Genomic DNA, 17,744 nt, shown 5'->3' on the forward strand with positions numbered 1-17,744 from the left:
CCCCGTTAAACCACGCTGGCCGGAGTGAGGGCACTCCGAGCCTAAGCGAGGAGCCGCTGTAAGAGCGGAACCATAAGCGGCCGTTACCGCAGCAACAGATATGTCCACCACACCCGCCACCACCGATCAAACACCCCTTGCGACCCCCCAATTTCTTTGCTAGCTTCTTACAAAATGTTAACGATAACATTTGCTCTAAAAATAAAAACAAAACAGAGATCCCCACCATGAAAATGCTTCCGAAAACCCTGTGTTTGTTGGCTCTGAGCATCAATCTTGGCACCGCTGGCCTGGCACTGGCCGACACCAAACCCGCCCCCATCCGCATCGGCGCGTCCTTCCAGGAAATCAACAACCCTTACTTCGTCACCATGAAAGACGCCCTGCAGGAAGCCGGGGCGACCATCGGTGCGCAGTTGATCATCACCGACGCCCGCCACGACGTGTCCAAACAGGTCAGCGACGTCGAAGACATGCTGCAAAAAGGCATCGACATCCTGCTGATCAACCCCACCGATTCCGTCGGCGTGCAATCAGCCGTCAAATCCGCCCACGCCGCCGGCGTAGTCGTGGTCGCCGTCGACGCCCAGGCCGAAGGCCCACTGGACTCCTTCGTCGGCTCGAAAAACTTCGACGCCGGCTTCCAGGCCTGCGAATACCTGGCCAAAAACATCGGCGACAAAGGCAATATCGCCATCCTCGACGGCATCGCCGTGGTACCGATCCTGGAACGCGTACGCGGTTGCAAAGAGGCCGTGGCCAAGCACCCGGACATCAAGATCGTGAGCATCCAGAACGGCAAGCAGGAACGTGACCAGGCGCTGACCGTCACCGAAAACATGCTGCAGGCCCAGCCCACCCTCAAGGGCATTTTCAGCGTCAATGACAACGGCTCCCTCGGCGCACTCTCGGCCATCGAAGCCAGTGGCCTGGATGTCAAGCTGGTGAGCGTCGACGGCGCGCCGGAAGCGATCAAGGCCATCCAGAAACCCGGCAGCAAATTCATCGCCACCTCCGCGCAATACCCCCGTGACCAGATCCGCCTCGCCCTGGGCATCGCCCTGGCCAAGAAGTGGGGCTCGCAAGTACCGGCCACGATCCCGGTGGACATCACCCTGATCGACCAGGCCAAGGCCAAGGCCAAGGATTTCAGTTGGTAAAACACCCAGGCCCCACGCCAGGCGTGGGGCACAGGTCATCCATCTGAATATGAGGTCGGCGGTATGAGCAGTCTTCTGAAGCTGGAAAATATCTGTAAGCGCTACCCGGGGGTGCAAGCCCTCAAGGCGATCAACCTGGAAGTGCAGCGCGGCGAGATTCATGCCTTGCTCGGGGAAAACGGTGCAGGCAAATCGACCTTGATGAAGATCCTTGGCGGGGTCGAGCACCAGGACGAAGGGCAGATCCTGATCGACGGCGAGGCTCGGCAGTTCGCGACGTATCGTGATGCGATTGCCGCCGGCATCGGCATTGTGTTCCAGGAATTCAGCCTGATTCCCTACCTCACGGCGGTGGAAAATATTTTCCTCGGCCATGAGCTGAGCAACCGTTTTGGCCTGTTGCGCAAGCGCGAAATGGTCGAGGCGAGCGAGGCGTTGTTCAAGCGCCTCGGTGTCAGTATTGACCTGCAATGCGCGGTCAGGCACCTGAGCGTGGCCGAGCAGCAATTCGTCGAGATCGCCAAGGCGCTGGCCCTGGACGCGCGGCTGCTGGTGCTCGACGAACCCACCGCCACCCTCACGCCGAGCGAAGCCGAGCTGCTGTTCGAAATCATGCGTGAACTCAAGCGCCAGGGGGTGGCGGTGATTTTTATTTCCCACCACCTGGAGGAGATTTTCCAGGTCTGCGACCGCATCAGCGTGCTGCGCGACGGCGGCAATGTGGGCGTCACCGATGTGGCCGACAGCGATATCGACCGCTTGGTGGAAATGATGGTCGGGCGGCGCCTGGAGTGCAGTTTTCCGCCCAAGCCCACCGCCGCACGCGGGCCGCTGCTGCTGGAGGTCAAGGACATCCAGTTGGTGCGCAACGGCCCCCATAACCACTTTGAATTGCACAAGGGCGAGATTCTCGGCTTTGCCGGCCTGGTGGGTTCCGGGCGTACCGAATTGGCGCTGGGCATGATGGGCGCGCTGCCGTCGGTGAGCAAAGACGTGTGGCTGCGGGGTGAACAAATCACCCTCGACGACCCGGCCCAGGCCTTGGCCCATGGCATCGGCCTGCTGCCGGAAAGCCGCAAGACCGAAGGGCTGATCACCGATTTCAGCATTCGCGAAAACATCTCCCTCAACAACCTGCCCAAATACCAGAACGCCAGCGGCCTGATCGACAAAGACAAGGAATGTGCCAGCGTCGAAGCGTTGATGCGCCAGCTGTCGATCAAGGCCCCCAGCGGCGAGAGCCGGGTGTTCAACCTCAGCGGCGGCAACCAGCAGAAAGTCGTGATTGCCCGCTGGATCAACCATCACTGCGACGTGCTGGTGTTCGACGAACCCACCCGTGGCATCGACGTCGGTGCCAAGGCACAGATCTACGCACTGATGCGCAGCCTCACCGAACAGGGCTACGCAATCATCATGATTTCCTCGGAACTGCCGGAAGTCATCGGCATGTGCGACCGCGTCGCGGTGTTCCACAAGGGCGCCATCGTCAAGGTACTGGAAGCGTCTGCCGTCAATCCTCAAGAGGTCATGCGCCATGCAACAGGGGGCTCAAGTGAATACGTCCATTAATGCCGTGGGGCCTGGCCGGCTGCGCCTGAACCTGGCGCGGCTGATTCGCTCACCGGCGTTCTATCCCTTTGTCGGGCTGCTGGTGGTGACGTTGGTGATGATCTTCGCCAGCGATAACTTCCTGACGGCCAACAACCTGTCGAACATCGCGCGCCAGGTGTCGATCAACGCGATTATCGCGGTGGGCATGACCTGCGTGATTCTCACCGGCGGCATCGATTTGTCGGTGGGGCCGGTGATGGCGTTGTCCGGCACCTTGACCGCCGGCTTGATGGTCGCAGGCTTGCCACCGGGCCTGGCGATTGGCGCGGGGATGCTGGTCGGCGTGGCCTTCGGCATCGGCAATGGTTTGTTTGTCGCCTACCTGCACATGCCGCCGATCATCGTCACCCTGGCGACCATGGGCATCGCCCGTGGGTTCGGCCTGATGTACACCGACGGCTACCCGATTTCCGGTTTGCCGGAGTGGTTCGGCTTCTTTGGCCGCGAAAGCCTGTTCGGTATTTCGGTGCCGATCCTGATCATGCTGGTGACGTACCTGGCGGCCTATGTGCTGCTGCAGCACACCCGCATCGGCCGCTATATCTACGCGATCGGCGGCAACGAGGAAGCGGTGCGCCTGTCCGGTGTGCGGGCGGCGCGCTTCAAGTTGCTGGTGTATGGCATCAGCGGGTTTACCGCCGCGATTGCCGGGCTGGTGCTGACCTCGCGCTTGATGAGCGGCCAGCCAAATGCCGGGGTGTCGTTTGAACTCGACGCGATTGCCGCCGTGGTCCTGGGCGGCGCCTCGATTGCCGGTGGGCGCGGGGTAATCGTCGGCACCTTGCTCGGCGCCATGTTGCTGGGGGTGTTGAACAACGGCTTGAACATGCTCGGGGTCTCGCCCTATGTCCAGAGCGTGATCAAGGGCGGGATCATTTTGCTGGCGATCTTTATCAGCCGTCAGCGCCACAAGTAAAACCGGTTATCTCCACGCGGCCATGGTGGCCGCGATGGGTTCTCTCATGCTCAAGAAAGGTCCGCACATCATGGAAAAGCACAACCAAATGCAAGCCGTCGTCTGCCACGGCCCGAAAGACTACCGCCTGGAACGCATCAGCAAACCCCAGGCGCGGGTCAATGAACTGGTGATTCGCATCGCCGCCTGCGGCATCTGCGCCAGTGACTGCAAATGCCACTCGGGCGCCGCGATGTTCTGGGGCGGCGACAACCCGTGGGTCAAGGCCCCGGTGGTGCCGGGGCACGAGTTCTTTGGCTACGTGGTGGAAGCGGGCGAGGGCGCCGAGGAGCACTTTGAGGTGAAGGTCGGCGACAAGGTGATCGCCGAGCAGATCGTGCCATGTGGCAAGTGCCGCTTCTGCAAGTCCGGCAAGTACTGGATGTGCGAGGTGCACAACATCTTCGGCTTCCAGCGTGAAGTCGCCGAGGGTGGCATGGCCCAGTACATGCGTATTCCCAAGACTGCCATCGTGCACAAGATTCCGGAGTCGGTGTCCCTGGAAGATTCGGCGCTGATCGAGCCGATGTCCTGCGCGATTCACACCGTCAACCGCGGTGAGATCCAGCTGGATGACGTGCTGGTGATCGCCGGTGCCGGCACCCTGGGCCTGTGCATGGTGCAAGTGGCCGCCCTGAAAACGCCGAAGAAGCTGGTGGTGATCGACATGGTCGACGAGCGCCTGGAACTGGCGAAGCAGTACGGTGCCGACGTAGTGATCAACCCGTCCCGGGACAACGCCCGGGAGATCATCAATAGCCTGACCGACAACTACGGCTGCGACGTGTACATCGAAACCACCGGCGTACCGGTGGGCGTTACCCAGGGCCTGGATCTGATTCGCAAGCTCGGCCGGTTTGTCGAGTTCAGCGTGTTTGGCGCCGAGACCAGCGCCGACTGGTCGATCATCGGCGACCGCAAGGAGCTGGACGTACGCGGTGCGCACCTGGGGCCGTATTGCTACCCGGTGGCCATCGACTTGTTCGAGCGTGGCCTGGTGACGTCCAAGGGCATCGTGACCCATGACTTCGGGCTGGACAGCTGGGCCGAAGCGTTTGAGCTGGCCAACTCGACCAAGTCGATCAAGGTGCTGCTGAAGCCGGTGCTCTGAGATGAACTACGTAATGGGTGTGGACATCGGCACGCAAAGCACCAAGGCGCTGCTGGTGGATGCGGACGGCCTGATCATCGCCCAGCACAGCCAGGGGTATCGCGTGGATACCCCGAAAGTGCGCTGGGCCGAGCAGTGGCCGCAGGTCTGGCTGGATGCGGTGGAGGCCTGCGTCGCCCAGTGCATGACGAAGGCCGGCGTGGCGAAAGAGCAGGTCAAGGCGCTGTGCATCAGCAGCCTGTATGGCGGCTCCGGAATTGCTGTGGACGAGCAGATCACGCCGCTGCACCCGTGCCTGATCTGGATGGACCGGCGCGCGGGCGAGCAAGTGGAGTGGGTGCGCGAGCATGTGGACCTGGAGCGGCTGTTTGCGGTCACCGGCAACTCGGTGGACAGCTACTACGGTTTCACCAAGATGCTCTGGCTCAAGCAGCACCAGCCGCAGGTGTGGGCCAACACCCGCTACCTGCTGCCGCCCAACAGCTACATCAACTGGTGCCTGACCGGGGAGTTGGCGGTGGACCACAGCAGCGCCGGCAATATCGGTGGCGTCTACGATGTGGCCCGGCGCGGCTGGTCGGCCGAGATGCTGGCGGCGCTTGGGATTCCGTTGGCGATGATGCCGGAGCGTTTGCTGTATTCCGGTGAAGTGGTCGGTGGTTTGCTGGAGAAATGGGCCCGGCGGCTGGGCTTGCAGGCCGGCACGCCGATCCTGGCCGGAGGCGTGGACGCGGCCATGGCCACATTGGCGGCCGGGGTGACGCGGCCGGGCAATCACGTGGCGATGATCGGCACCAGCATGTGCTGGGGTTATCTCAATCAGCAGGTGGATGCGCGCCATGGCCTGGTGAGCATGCCCCATGTCTATAACGGCCATCAGGACCTGTACATCTTCGGTGGTGCGATCACCGCCGGGGCGTCGGTGAGCTGGTTTCGCGAACAGTTCTGCCAGGCTGAGGAGCAGCAGGCGAAAGAGACTGGCCAGGACAGTTTGTGGCTGCTGGAGCAGAGCGCCGCAAAGATCCCGGCGGGCAGCGAAGGGCTGTTGTTCCTGCCGTATCTCATGGGCGAACGCAGCCCGGTGTGGGATGACCGGGCCAGCGGCAGCTTTGTCGGGCTGAACCTGTATCACAGCCGGATCCACCTGTACCGCGCGGTGCTCGAAGGGGTGAGTTTTGCCCTGCGGCACAATATCGAAGCGGGCACCCGTGGGGCGCATTCCCTTGATCCACGGCTGATTGTGGTGGGTGGGGCGAGCCATTCGGATTTGTGGATGCAGATTATTGCGGACATCACCCACTTCCCGGTCTACACCATTGTGCAAGAAGTGGAGGCGGCCTTGGGCGCGGCGTTGCTGGCGGCCCATGCGGTGGGGGTGGTGGATGACCGGCAGATGGAGAAAGGTTGGGTGCAGTTGGAGCTGCGGGCGGAGCCGGAGGCGGGGAATGTCGGGGTGTATGACCGGGCGTTTGCCAGCTATCTGGAGCTGTATCCGGCCTTGAAACCGGTGATGCACAGCTTGCAATTGAATTAAGCGAACACTGATCCAAATGTGGGAGCGGGCTTGCTCGCGAATACGGTGTATCAGTGCCGGATTTATTGCCTGACCCACCGCATTCGCGAGCAAGCCCGCTCCCACATGGGATCTCCATCGTTTTAGAGATCGTGAACCATGAACGCTATTTTTGACTTCACCAAGCAGCGCATCCTCGTCACCGGCGCCAGCAGCGGCATCGGCCGGGAAATTACCCTCCAACTGATCGCCAGCGGCGCCGAGGTTTTCGCCCTGGGCCGCGACGCTCAGGCCCTGGCCCAACTCGGTTGCGAAACCCTGTGCCTGGACATCGCCAACAGCGCCGCCCTGGACCTGGCCCTGCAAGGCCTGCCGCCGATGCATGGACTGGTCAACTGCGCCGGCATTTCCCGCCTGGAACCCGCCGCGGCCATCAGCGCCGAAGCCTTCGACCAGGTGATGAATGTCAACGCCCGCGCCGCGGCCCAGGTCGCCAGCCGTATCGCTGCGGCGATGATTGAAGCGAAGATTCCCGGCAGCATCGTCAACGTCTCAAGCCAGGCCTCACTGGTAGCGCTGGACGATCACCTCGGCTACTGCGCCTCCAAGGCCGCACTGGACGCCATCACCCGCGTGCAATGCGCTGAATGGGGCCGTTTCGGGATTCGTGTCAACAGCGTCAACCCCACCGTGACCCTGACGCCCATGGCGCAGAGGGCCTGGTCGGCACCGGCCAAGCGCGACCCGGCATTGGCGGCGATTCCCCTGGGGCGATTTGCCGAAACGGCGGAAGTGGCCCTGCCGGTGTTGTTCCTGCTGAGCGATGCCGCCAGCATGATCAGCGGCGTCAGCCTGCCGATCGACGGCGGCTACACCAGCCGCTAGCCGTTCTCCAGCTTGCCGGCGATCACCACCTTGTCCCGCGGTTTGTGCGGGTCTTCGAGACGATCCAGCAGCAGCCGCACCGCGCTGCTGCCGGCCAGTGACGCGTCGTGGGCCACGCAGGCAATCGGCACGCCGAAGATATCGGCGAAGGGCAGGCGGTCGATGCCGCAGATGGTCAGGCTGTCGTGGGGGATGTTGTGCATGCGCAGCGCACGCAGCGCGCCGAGGGTGATCAACTGGTTGAAGCCCATGATCGCGTCCGGCGCCGAGTGCTCGGCCAGGTAGTCGAGGGTGTGCAGGTAGGAGGGCATCAGCGTGTAGTCACCGGCACACACTTCAACGTGCACCTGAGGGTGCTCGGCCAGGACTTCTTTCAGGCCCTTGAGGCGTTCCATGGTGATGCGCGAATGCTCGGGCCCGGTCAGCACCAGCAGGCGCTTGAGGTTCGGGGTTTGCCGCACCAGGTACTGCGCCGCCTCGATGCCGCTGTGATAGTTGTCCAGCACCACGCGGCTGAAGGGGCTGTCGTGAATCGTGCGATCGAGCAGCACCACCGGCGTCTTGCCGTTACCCAGGCGCTCCAGATAGTCCGGCTGGTAGCTGGGCTCGTCGGAGACCGGCGACAGGATGATCCCCGCCACGCGGTAGCCCAGCAGCGTGTCGACTGCCTTGCTTTCCAGTTCTTCCAGTTCGTCGGTGTCCACCAGCATGATGGTGTAGCCGTGCTTTTTCGCCTCGCGGGAAATCGCCTTGATCATCTCGCTGTAGAAGGGGTTGTCGACCGAAGCGGTGATCACGCCGATGATCAGGCTTTCACTGCGCTTGAGCCCGCGGGCAAAGGCGTTGGGCACATAGTCCAGCTCCCGCGCCACTTCGAGAATCCGCGCCAGGGTGGCGGGCTTGACCAGGTCGGGTTTGCTCAGCGCCCGGGACACCGTGATGGTGGTCATGTTGACCCGTTTGGCGATGTCGCTGATGGTGACGGACTTTTTCTTGTTCATCGGCAGGGGGGAACCAGGAGAAAACAACCTGAGGCTACCATGGGCACGGCTTCAAATCACCGGATCCCAGCGCTGCGACCAATCCTTTTCGGCCTCCACCACCGCCCGCAGCAACCCCAGCGCCTGCTGCAAAACCGCCGAATCGCGCTCGCGGGAATACACCAGGTACGTCGGGAAGCTGAACTCCGGCGCCTTGGGCACCCGTTCCATCACACCGCTGTCGAGGTAGCTCTGTACCACCCGCGTGCGGAAATACCCGGCACCGCCGTTTTCCAGGATGTACTGCAACGCCAGTGGCCCCAGATTGAAACTCAGGGCTGCGCGGGCCTTGTCCGGCAGTGCGGCGTCGTGCTGCTGGCGAAAGCCCTGGCCCCAGTCGATATACACGTAGGGCTCGGGCCGGGCGGCCAGTTGCACCAGGATCAGTTTTTCTTCCAGCACCTGCTCCACCTGCAACCCCGGCCAGTATTGCGGCTGGAACACCAGCGCGGCGTCCAGCACCCCCAGTTCCAGCTGGCGTAACAGGTACTCGCCTTCGCGAATCTCGGTGCGCAAAGCATGGCCGGGAATGTGTTCACGCAAGGCCTGGGCCCAGCCGAGCATCAGCGGGTTGCACAGGCTGACTTCGCCACCGATGTGCAGCACGTTGCGGTAGCCGTCGGGTAATGGCAGGTCGCGGCGTGCCGCTTCCCAGGTCTGGACAAGCTGGTTGGCGTAGACCACGAACGCCTCGCCGTCCGGGGTCAGGCGGGCACCGGCGCGGTTGCGCACGAACAGGGTACTGTTGAGCTGGCTTTCGAGGTTTTTGACCCGGGCGGTGATTGCCGTCTGGGTGACGTGCAGTTTCTCGGCCGCCGCGGCGAGGCTGCCGCAGCGGGTGATTTCGAGGAAGGTGCGTGCCAGTTCGATGTCCATGAAACCCCCTTGGATGATAGGAGGCATTGTAGGGGCTGATAATTGGAATACGGACAAAAATGTGGGAGCGGGCTTGCTCGCGAAGGCGGTGTGTCAGTCAAGATATCCGGTGACTGACACACCGCCTTCGCGAGCAAGCCCGCTCCCACAGTTTGATTGCATTTCAAGTTGGGGTTTTGGGGGCTTGCAGGTGCTCGGTTGGAAAAGCCTTGGCATACGCCTGGCAAACTCTCAGCACCTGCTCATCCGCAAACCGCGCCCCCACCACATGCAGCCCCACCGGCAACCCATTGGCCGCCAACCCGCACGGCACCGACGCCGCCGGTTGCTGGGTCAGGTTGAAGGGATAGGTAAACGGCGTCCACTCCATCCATTCCCCTAGTCCCGAACCCGGCGGCACATTGTGCCCGGCCTCGAACGCGGTGATCGGCATCATCGGCGAAACCAGCACATCGTAATGCTCATGGAATGCCGCCATGCGCGCCACGAGCGCTGCCCGTGCTTCCAGAGCGGCGCTGTAATCGCTGAGGCTGATCTGCTCGCCCAGTCGGGCAATGCGCAGCAACCCCGGGTCCATCAATTGCCGCTGCGCATCGCTCAACGGCCCGGCCAGACGTGCTGCACCGGCAAACCATAAAGTATTGAACACTTCCAGCGGATCACTGAACCCCGGATCAATCTGCTCAACATGGGCACCCAGCTGCACCAGGCCTTCTACCGCCTGGGCGACCACCCTGGCGACTTGCGGGTCCACGTCGACATAACCGAAGTTCGGGCTATAGGCGATACGCAGCCCCTTCAAATCAGCCCCGGCGTGCAACCATGGCGTGGTCCGGGGCGCGCCGATCAAACCATCCCGCGCATCCGGCTGGGCGATGGTTTGCAGCATCAGCACCGAGTCTTCCACGGTGCGGGTCATCGGCCCCAGGTGCGACAGAATCGTCATCGAACTGGCCGGCCATTGCGGCACATAACCGAAGGTCGGCTTGATGCCGAAGGTGCCGGTGAAGGCACAGGGGATCCGGATCGAGCCGCCGGCATCGCTGCCCTGGTGCAGCACGCCGAGGTTCAAGGCCGCCGCCGCACCGGCACCACCGGACGAACCGCCCGCCGTCATGCGCGTGTCCCACGGGTTGCGGGTAATGCCATACAGCGGGTTATCGGTGACGCCTTTCCAGCCGAATTCCGGCGTGGTGGTCTTGCCCAGCAATACCGCGCCGGCCTTGCGCATGAAGGCCGAGAAGGGCGCATCCACATCCCATCGACCCTCGGCGGATGTGGTACGCGAACCCTTGCGCGTCGGCATGCCGATGGTCTGCGTCAGGTCCTTGATGGAGGAGGGCACACCGTCCAGGGCCCCGCACGGCTGGCCCTTGAGCCAGCGCTGTTCCGAATCCCGCGCCGCCTTCAAGGCGCCTTCCGGGTCGACGTGGCAGTAGGCGTTGACCGCCGGGTTGTAGCGTTCGATCCGCAGCAATGCGTCTTCGGTGACCTCCACCGGCGACAGGCTTTTATCCCGATAGCGGGCCAGCAGCTCAACTGCGGTCAGGTTGGCGATATCCGTCATGCCGCTTTACCTCCTTGCGCCGCGTTGATCATGGCCCGCAGCAACACCGCGCAGCCCGCCGCCAGGTCATCCGGCGCGGCGTTCTCGATTTCGTTATGGCTGATGCCGCCTTCGCACGGCACAAAGATCATTCCGGCCGGGCCCAGTTCGGCGACGAAGATCGCGTCATGCCCGGCGCCGCTGACGATGTCCATATGGCTCAGGCCCAGGCTGCTCGCGCCATCACGCACGGCGTTGACACAGGCAGGGTTGAAATCCAGCGGCGGGAAGTCGGCAGTGGGTGTCAGCTCAAAGCTCAAGCCGTGTTGCTCGGCGGTGGCTTCGATCACCTGGCGCACTTCGTCGACCATCGCTTGCAGCTTGTCGGCGTGCAGGTGGCGCAGGTCGATGGTCATGTGCACCTGGCCGGGAATCACGTTGCGTGAGCCGGGATGCAGGCTCAGGCAACCGACGGTGCCGCAGGCGTGGGGTTGTTGTTCGTGGGCGATGCGATTCACCGCGCTGACCACTTGCGCCGCGCCTACCAGTGCGTCCTTGCGCAGGTGCATTGGCGTCGGGCCCGCGTGGGCTTCGACGCCAGTGAGCGTCAGGTCGAACCACTTCTGGCCCAGGCAGCCCATGACCACGCCGATGGTGGTGGCCTGGTCTTCCAGCACTGGGCCCTGCTCGATATGCGCCTCGAAATAGGCGCCCACCGGATGGCCCAGCACGGTGCGGGAGCCGGCGTAGCCGATGCGCTGCAATTCAGCGCCCACCGACAGCCCTTGCTCGTCCTGTTTGTCGAGGGTTTCCTGCAGGTCGAACTTACCGGCGAACACCCCGGAACCCATCATGCACGGCGGGAATCGTGAGCCTTCTTCGTTGGTCCACACCACCACTTCAATTGGCGCTTCGGTCTCGATGTTCAAATCATTGAGGGTGCGGATCACCTCCAGGCCAGCCATCACGCCGTAGCAACCGTCGAACTTGCCGCCGGTAGGCTGGGTGTCGATATGGCTGCCGGTCATCACCGGCGCCAGTGCCGGATTACGCCCGGCGCGGCGGGCAAAGATATTGCCGATGGCGTCGACGCTGACGCTGCAGCCGGCCGCCTCGCACCATTGCACAAACAGGTCGCGGGCCTGGCGGTCGAGGTCGGTAAGGGCCAGGCGGCACACGCCGCCTTTGGGTGTGGCGCCGAGGCGGGCGAGGTCCATCAGCGATTGCCACAGGCGCTCGCGGTTGATCAGCGGGGCGTTGCTCTGGAGCGGTTGCGCAAAACTATTCATCAGCAGTCTCCGGTCAGGCACTCAGGGCCAGGTAACGGTTCTTGATCGTCGGGTCGGCGCGGAAGGCTTCGGCACTGCCTTCGTACACCACACGGCCCTGTTCGAGGACGTAATGGCGGTCGGCGAGCTTGTCGCAGACCATCAGGTTCTGTTCCACCAGCAGCACCGGCAGGCCGTCTTCCTTGACCTTGCGCAGGATCTTCACCAGCTCGTCGACGATCACCGGCGCGAGGCCTTCGGTGGGCTCATCGAGGATCAGCAGCTTCGGATCGTTGAGCAGCGCGCGGGCGATGGCGAGCATCTGTTGCTCACCGCCGGACAGCGCGTGGCCGGCGTTTTTACGGCGCTCCCTGAGGCGCGGGAACATGCCGTACACGTCTTCCATCTGCCAGCGGCTGGTCTTGCGCACGGCAATGCGCAGGTTTTCCTCCACCGTGAGCAGGCGGAAAATCCCGCGGTTCTCCGGCACCAGCGCCAGGCCCTGGCGGGCGATTTCGAAGATTTTCTGCCCCACCAGCGGCTGGCCGTTGAAGTGAATCTGGCCCTGGCGCGGGCAGATGATCCCGAGGATGCTGCGCAGGGTGGTGGTCTTGCCGGCACCGTTGCGCCCCAACAGGGTCACCAGTTCGCCAGGGTTGACGGTCAGGGACACGCCTTCAAGGACGTGGCTCTTGTCGTAGTAGGAATGGATATTGTCGACGGTCAGCATCAGGCGGCTTCTCCCAAATAGGCGGTGCGCACGCGCTCGTCGGCGCGCACGAATTCCGGTGTGCCTTCCACCAGGATCTGGCCGTGGCTCATCACGGTGATGCGTTGGCTGATGGACATGACGATGCTCATGTTGTGCTCGATCAGCAGCACGGTATGGTCGCGGCCGAGGTCGCTGATCAGTTGGGTCATGATCGGGATGTCGTCGATGCCCATGCCCGAGGTGGGTTCGTCGAGCATCAGCAGCCTGGGTCTGGAGCAGATCGACATGCCGACTTCCAGCACCCGCTGCTGACCGTGGGACAACTCGCCGGCCAGGGTGTCGGCGCGGGCGGTGAGTTGCAGGCGTTCCAGCACCTGGTCGGCCATTTCCAGGTGTTCGCGCTTGCTGTCGACCCGGCGCCAGAAGTTCAGGGCGCGGGCGCCGTCGCGGCCCTGGGCGGCCAGGCGCAGGTTTTCGCGCACGCTGAGGTTCTGGAACAGGCTGGTGAGCTGGAACGAGCGCGCCATGCCCAGGCCGACGCGGCCGTGGGCCGGTTTGCGCATCAGGTTCTTGCCGTCGAAATGAATTGCTCCGGCGGTGGCCTGGCGTTCGCCGGTCAGGCAGTGGAACAGGCTGGTCTTGCCCGCGCCATTGGGGCCGATGATGGTGTGGATGGTGCCGGCTTCGACCTTGAGGTTGACACCGTTCACCGCGTGGAACGCACCGTAGGCCAGTTCCAGGTTCTTGGTTTCCAGCAGGATGCTCATGACAGCTTCTCCTTGGTCACAACGTCGGCCTTGCGGCTGCCGCGCACACGTTCGAACAGGGTCGACAGACCACCCCACAAACCGCCGCGCATGAAGATCACCACCAGGATCAGGATCACCCCCAGCAGCATCAGCCAGCGCGGCCACAGATCGGAAAGGAAGTCCCCCAGCAGCACGATGGAACCGGCGCCCAGCAACGAGCCGAACAGCGAGCCGGTGCCGCCGACGATGGTCATGATCAGGATGTTCTCGGACATCGCCAGGTCGATATTCGACAGCGGCACAAAGTGCAGCAGCATCGCGTACAGCGCCCCCGCAATCCCGGTGACGGCGCCGGACAACACGAACACCAGGATCTTGAAGTGGCGGGTGTCATAGCCGATGGCCGAAGCGCGGGTTTCGTTTTCGCGAATCGCCATCAGCGTGCTGCCGAATGGAGAGGCGATCACCCGGCGGGCGCCGATGAAGATCAGCAGGAACAGCACCGCGACAAACCCGTAGAACGCGCGGGCGTCGGTCAGCGACAGAAGCACGGTGTCACCGATGCGGATTTCCGGGCGCGGCACGCTGAGCAGGCCGTTGTCGCCGCCGGTCCAGTCGCTCAGGGTGTAGGCGACGAAGTAGGCCATCTGGCTGAAGGCCAGGGTCAGCATCACGAAGTAAATGCCGGTGCGACGGATCGCCAGGGCGCCCACCAGGAAAGCCAGGAAACCACCGGCGACGGCGGCACCCAGCAGTGCGCTGAACAGCCCCAGTTGCAGGTGAATCATCAACAGCGCCGCGCAGTAGGCGCCGGCCCCGAAGAAGATGCCTTGGCCGAACGACAGCAGCCCGGTGTAACCCAGCAGCAGGTTGCAGGCGAGGGCGGCCATGGCAAAGATCAGGATCTCGGTGGCCAGGGTCGCCGAGGGCAGAGTCAACGGCAGGCCGATCAACACCACGAGCACCAACAGCAGCATGTAGCGCGACTGGGTCTTGGCGAATGGCAGGGGATTTTTCTCGCTCATGTCAGGCTCTCCCGAACAGGCCGTAAGGACGCACCAGGATCACCACGGCCATCGCACCGTAGATCATCAAGCTCGCGCCCTGGGGCCAGAGTGTGGTCATCAGGCTTTGCACCACGCCGACCAGCAGGCCGCCCACCAGTGCACCGCTGAAGGAACCCATGCCGCCGATCACCACCACCACGAACGCCACGCCGAGGATTTCCGGGCCGACAAAGGGCTGGGCGCCGCGCAACGGGGCGAACAGCACACCGGCCACACCGGCGAGGGCCACGCCGAGGGCGAAGGTCATGGAGAACAGGCGGAAAATGTTGGTGCCCAGCAGGGACACGGTTTCCGTGCTTTCACTGCCGGCCCGCACCAGGGCGCCGAAGCGCGTGCGTTCCAGCAGCAGCCACAGGCCAAGGCCAACGAGGCCGGAGAACACGATCAGGAACAGGCGGTAGTAGGGGTAGACAAAATCGCCCACCACCAGCACCCCGCGCAGCAATTCCGGTACGGCGACACTCTTGCCCACCGGGCCCCAGATCATCACGCTGGCTTCCTGGATGATCAGGGCAATCCCCAGGGTCACCAGAATCTGGAACATGTGCGGCAAGTGATAAATCCGCTGGATCAATAATCGCTCGATCACCCAGGCCAGCGCGGCCACCACCAGCGGCGCGATCAGCAGTGCCAGCCAGAAGCTGCCGGTAAGGCTGACGGCGGTGTAGCAGATGTAGGCGCCCAGCAGGAAAAACGCACCGTGGGCGAAGTTGACGAAGTTCAGCAGGCCGAAAATGATCGTCAAGCCGACCGCGATCAGGAAGTAGATCATCCCAAGGCCCAGGCCGTTGAGAATCTGGAACAGGTAAAGATTAAGCATGCAGGAACCCTCGGCAGGTGGCCGCATGAGCGGCCCTGCGCTGTGTCACCAGTAGATTTTCAGCGGATCAGCCGAGCACGCAGCCCGTGGCTTCCACCGGCGGGAACGACTGGCCGGAGCTGAGCACCTTGGCCAGATCGTCCTTGTCGGCCATGTCGCCTGCGGCCTTGCCCACCAGCAGGTAGTAGTCCTTGATCACCTGATGGTCGCCGGCGCGGATCGACTCCTTGCCGGTGGGGCCTTCGTAGCTCAGGCCCTGCATGGCCTTGGCCACGGTCGGCCCGTCGAAACTGCCGGTGGAGATGATGGTTTCGAGCATGACCTTGGTGCTGATGTAGTCGGCGGCCAGCGGGTAAGTGGGGTTGATGCCGTATTTGGCCTTGGTGAGTTTCACCAGGTCACGGTTGAGCGGGGTGTCGACCTGATGCCAGTACTGAGCGCCGAGGTACACACCTTCCAGTACGTCACTGCCCAGCTCCTGGAACTGGTCGAGGCCGGCGGACCACACCAGCAACACTTTCATGCGCTCCTTGATACCGAAGTTCACCGCCTGACGCAGGGTGTTGGACGACTGGCTGCCGAAGTTCAGCAGCACCAGCACGTCGGGTTTGGCGGCGATGGCATTGGTCAGGTAGCCGGAGAACTCCTGCTCCTGCAGCGAGTGGTAGCTGTTGCCGGCGTGTTCCAGGCCATGCTCGGCCAGCACCGATTTGGCGCCTTCGAGCAGGGCTTCGCCGAACACGTATTGCGGGGTGATGGTGTACCAGCGCTTGGCGTCGGGCAGCAGCTTGATTAGCGGCACGAGGGTCTCGCGGATCGCGCCGTAGGTCGGCACCGACCAGCGGAACGTGGCGCTGTTGCAGTCCTTGCCGGTGACTTCATCGGCGCCCACCGGGGTCATGAACACGCCACCGGCCTTGCTCACTTCCTTGGCCACCGCGAGTGCCGAAGACGACAGGGTACAGCCCTGGAAAAAGCGTGCGCCGTCCTGCTGGATCGCTTCCTGGACTTTACGCACGGCCTTGCCGGCGTTGCCTTCGGTGTCGATCACTTTGTAGACCAGCGGGCGGCCGAGCAACTCGGGATGCTGTTCCACCGCGAGGCGTGAACCCATGTCGGCAAATTTGCCATAACTGGCAAAGGCGCCAGACATGGACTTGAGGCCGTAAAAGGTAAAAGGCTCGGCGGCGAATGCAGAACGCACGCTCAGCGGGAGGCTGAGGGCGGCGGCTGCGGTGAGACTGGCTTTCAACAACGTACGACGCTGCATGGGGTGACTCCCTGGATTAGTTATTGGCAGGAGTGGCAATGGCGATACGGTGGAGCACGGCCTGTGGGCAGGCCTTTTATTGGTGGAGGGTGCGGCTTAGTGGTTGTGGTCGAACTCCAGCAGAAAGTGCGGGCTGACTTCACCTTCAAGGGCGGTCATGTGGTGTTCGGCGTCGCACATGTGTTCGTGCATCAGGCTGCGTACGGTGGCTTCGTCTTCGGCCCGGAAGGCGATCAGCAGTTGTTTGTGGTAGTCGAGGTTGGCGGCGTCGAATTGCTTGCGCTTGGGTTTGTAGGCTTTTTTCAGCACGACCAGGTCACGCAGCAGGTCGTTGAGGAATTGCGCCATGAAGCTCAGCAGCGGGTTGGGGCAGGCCTTGGCCAGCAGGTTGTGGAATTCCAGTTCGGCGATGCGTTGTTCGCGTTGGCCGGCTTCGCTGTCTTCGGGGGCGCTGCAGAAATCGACGTTGTCCTGGAGGGCGCGGTAGTCGTCTTCGCTCAGGCGGCCCAGGACCGAGACGGCGAGTTCGACTTCGATGACTTTGCGCAGCTGGTAGACCTGTTGGCCGTCCAGGTGCTGGAAGTGCAGGTAGTTGCGCAGGGCGCGGCTGGCGGGTTCGGTGCCGGCCTGGTTGAGATAGGCGCCGCCGCTGGGGCCGGTGCGGGTGTTGACCAGGCCTTCGACTTCCAGCGCCTTGAGGGCTTCGCGGGCGGAGCCTTTGGAGCACTGGAAGCTTTCCATCAGTTCGCGTTCGGTGGGCAAGCGGTCGCCGGGCTTCAGGGCGTCGGTGACGATGGAGCGTTTGACCGACTCGACGATCACGTCGGAGAGCTTCTGGCGTTTGCGGCGCAGCGGGCGGCTTAGCATGGTGTTTGATTGATCCTATTAATGCGGATTAATAGTACTTAATAGGGGTTTGGGGTGGGGCGTCAACGGAGGGGGTCGCTTTTGGTTTGGATGGGTCGTAAATGGTGGGGGTGTGCATATCCGTTTCTTCGGTTATGGCTGATATTGGTTCCGCTCTTACAGCGGCTCACTTTTGAAAAGCGCAAAAGTAAGCAAAACGCTCTTGCCCCACCACTCGGCTCCTCGCTTAGGCTCGGAGTGCCCTCACTCCGGCTTTGGACCGTGGGCCGCCGTCATGGGCCATCCTTGGCC

General features: G+C 63.0%; 16 protein-coding genes. 6 read left to right on the plus strand and 10 right to left on the minus strand.

Annotated features, from left to right (window positions below; all coding sequences use genetic code 11):
* The first annotated feature begins 227 nt into the window (after positions 1-227).
* The 6 genes from HX801_RS04710 to HX801_RS04735 all read left to right on the plus strand — a co-directional run bounded on the left by HX801_RS04710 (position 228) and on the right by HX801_RS04735 (position 7,238).
* Positions 228-1,160, plus strand: a complete 933-nt coding sequence (locus tag HX801_RS04710) for a substrate-binding domain-containing protein (RefSeq protein WP_177021685.1) — start codon at positions 228-230, stop codon at positions 1,158-1,160.
* A 63-nt stretch (positions 1,161-1,223) separates the two neighbouring features.
* Positions 1,224-2,732, plus strand: a complete 1,509-nt coding sequence (locus HX801_RS04715) for a sugar ABC transporter ATP-binding protein (RefSeq protein ID WP_008430598.1) — start codon at positions 1,224-1,226, stop codon at positions 2,730-2,732.
* Complete coding sequence (locus HX801_RS04720) at positions 2,698-3,690, plus strand: ABC transporter permease (protein WP_177021686.1); 993 nt, start codon at positions 2,698-2,700, stop codon at positions 3,688-3,690. The genes HX801_RS04715 and HX801_RS04720 overlap by 35 nt, the downstream gene beginning before the upstream one ends.
* A 70-nt stretch (positions 3,691-3,760) precedes the next feature.
* Positions 3,761-4,840 carry an alcohol dehydrogenase catalytic domain-containing protein gene (locus HX801_RS04725; protein ID WP_177021687.1) on the plus strand — a complete coding sequence of 360 codons (1,080 nt, stop codon included), beginning with the start codon at positions 3,761-3,763 and terminating at the stop codon, positions 4,838-4,840.
* A 1-nt stretch (position 4,841) separates the two neighbouring features.
* Positions 4,842-6,374: an FGGY-family carbohydrate kinase gene (locus HX801_RS04730; RefSeq protein WP_177021688.1), complete on the plus strand. Its 1,533-nt coding sequence runs from the start codon at positions 4,842-4,844 to the stop codon at positions 6,372-6,374.
* A gap of 138 nt (positions 6,375-6,512) precedes the next feature.
* Positions 6,513-7,238: an SDR family oxidoreductase gene (locus tag HX801_RS04735; protein WP_177021689.1), complete on the plus strand. Its 726-nt coding sequence runs from the start codon at positions 6,513-6,515 to the stop codon at positions 7,236-7,238.
* On the opposite strand, the gene HX801_RS04740 is transcribed toward HX801_RS04735, so the two are convergent.
* The 10 genes from HX801_RS04740 to HX801_RS04785 all read right to left on the minus strand — a co-directional run bounded on the left by HX801_RS04740 (position 7,235) and on the right by HX801_RS04785 (position 17,453).
* Complete coding sequence (locus tag HX801_RS04740) at positions 7,235-8,239, minus strand: LacI family DNA-binding transcriptional regulator (RefSeq protein ID WP_003215765.1); 1,005 nt, start codon at positions 8,237-8,239, stop codon at positions 7,235-7,237. The two genes, HX801_RS04735 and HX801_RS04740, sit on opposite strands and share 4 nt — an antisense overlap.
* A 51-nt stretch (positions 8,240-8,290) precedes the next feature.
* Positions 8,291-9,154, minus strand: coding sequence for a LysR family transcriptional regulator (locus HX801_RS04745; RefSeq protein ID WP_008430591.1), 864 nt, complete (start codon positions 9,152-9,154; stop codon positions 8,291-8,293).
* A gap of 163 nt (positions 9,155-9,317) precedes the next feature.
* Positions 9,318-10,721, minus strand: coding sequence for an amidase (locus HX801_RS04750; RefSeq protein WP_102368681.1), 1,404 nt, complete (start codon positions 10,719-10,721; stop codon positions 9,318-9,320).
* The gene (locus tag HX801_RS04755; RefSeq protein WP_177021690.1) at positions 10,718-11,989 is read right to left on the minus strand and encodes a Zn-dependent hydrolase; all 1,272 of its coding nucleotides are present in this window, start codon (positions 11,987-11,989) and stop codon (positions 10,718-10,720) included. The genes HX801_RS04750 and HX801_RS04755 overlap by 4 nt, the downstream gene beginning before the upstream one ends.
* Before the next feature lie 13 nt (positions 11,990-12,002).
* Positions 12,003-12,698 (minus strand): ABC transporter ATP-binding protein, encoded by a 696-nt coding sequence (locus HX801_RS04760; RefSeq protein WP_003215757.1) that lies wholly within the window; start codon positions 12,696-12,698, stop codon positions 12,003-12,005.
* Positions 12,698-13,447: an ABC transporter ATP-binding protein gene (locus HX801_RS04765; protein ID WP_177021691.1), complete on the minus strand. Its 750-nt coding sequence runs from the start codon at positions 13,445-13,447 to the stop codon at positions 12,698-12,700. The genes HX801_RS04760 and HX801_RS04765 overlap by 1 nt, the downstream gene beginning before the upstream one ends.
* Positions 13,444-14,454: a branched-chain amino acid ABC transporter permease gene (locus HX801_RS04770; RefSeq protein WP_177021692.1), complete on the minus strand. Its 1,011-nt coding sequence runs from the start codon at positions 14,452-14,454 to the stop codon at positions 13,444-13,446. Before HX801_RS04770 ends, HX801_RS04765 begins: the two co-directional genes overlap by 4 nt.
* A gap of 1 nt (position 14,455) precedes the next feature.
* On the minus strand, positions 14,456-15,316 hold the full coding sequence (locus HX801_RS04775) for a branched-chain amino acid ABC transporter permease (protein ID WP_003215751.1): 861 nt from the start codon (positions 15,314-15,316) through the stop codon (positions 14,456-14,458).
* A 67-nt stretch (positions 15,317-15,383) separates the two neighbouring features.
* A complete protein-coding gene (locus HX801_RS04780; protein WP_003215749.1) occupies positions 15,384-16,586 on the minus strand; it encodes an ABC transporter substrate-binding protein in 1,203 nt (400 codons plus the stop codon).
* Positions 16,587-16,682: 96 nt separating this feature from the next.
* Positions 16,683-17,453, minus strand: a complete 771-nt coding sequence (locus HX801_RS04785) for a FadR/GntR family transcriptional regulator (RefSeq protein ID WP_008430577.1) — start codon at positions 17,451-17,453, stop codon at positions 16,683-16,685.
* Positions 17,454-17,744: the final 291 nt, after the last annotated feature.

The sequence above is a fragment of the Pseudomonas sp. G1002 genome, from assembly GCF_013385455.1.
Lineage (GTDB): Bacteria > Pseudomonadota > Gammaproteobacteria > Pseudomonadales > Pseudomonadaceae > Aquipseudomonas.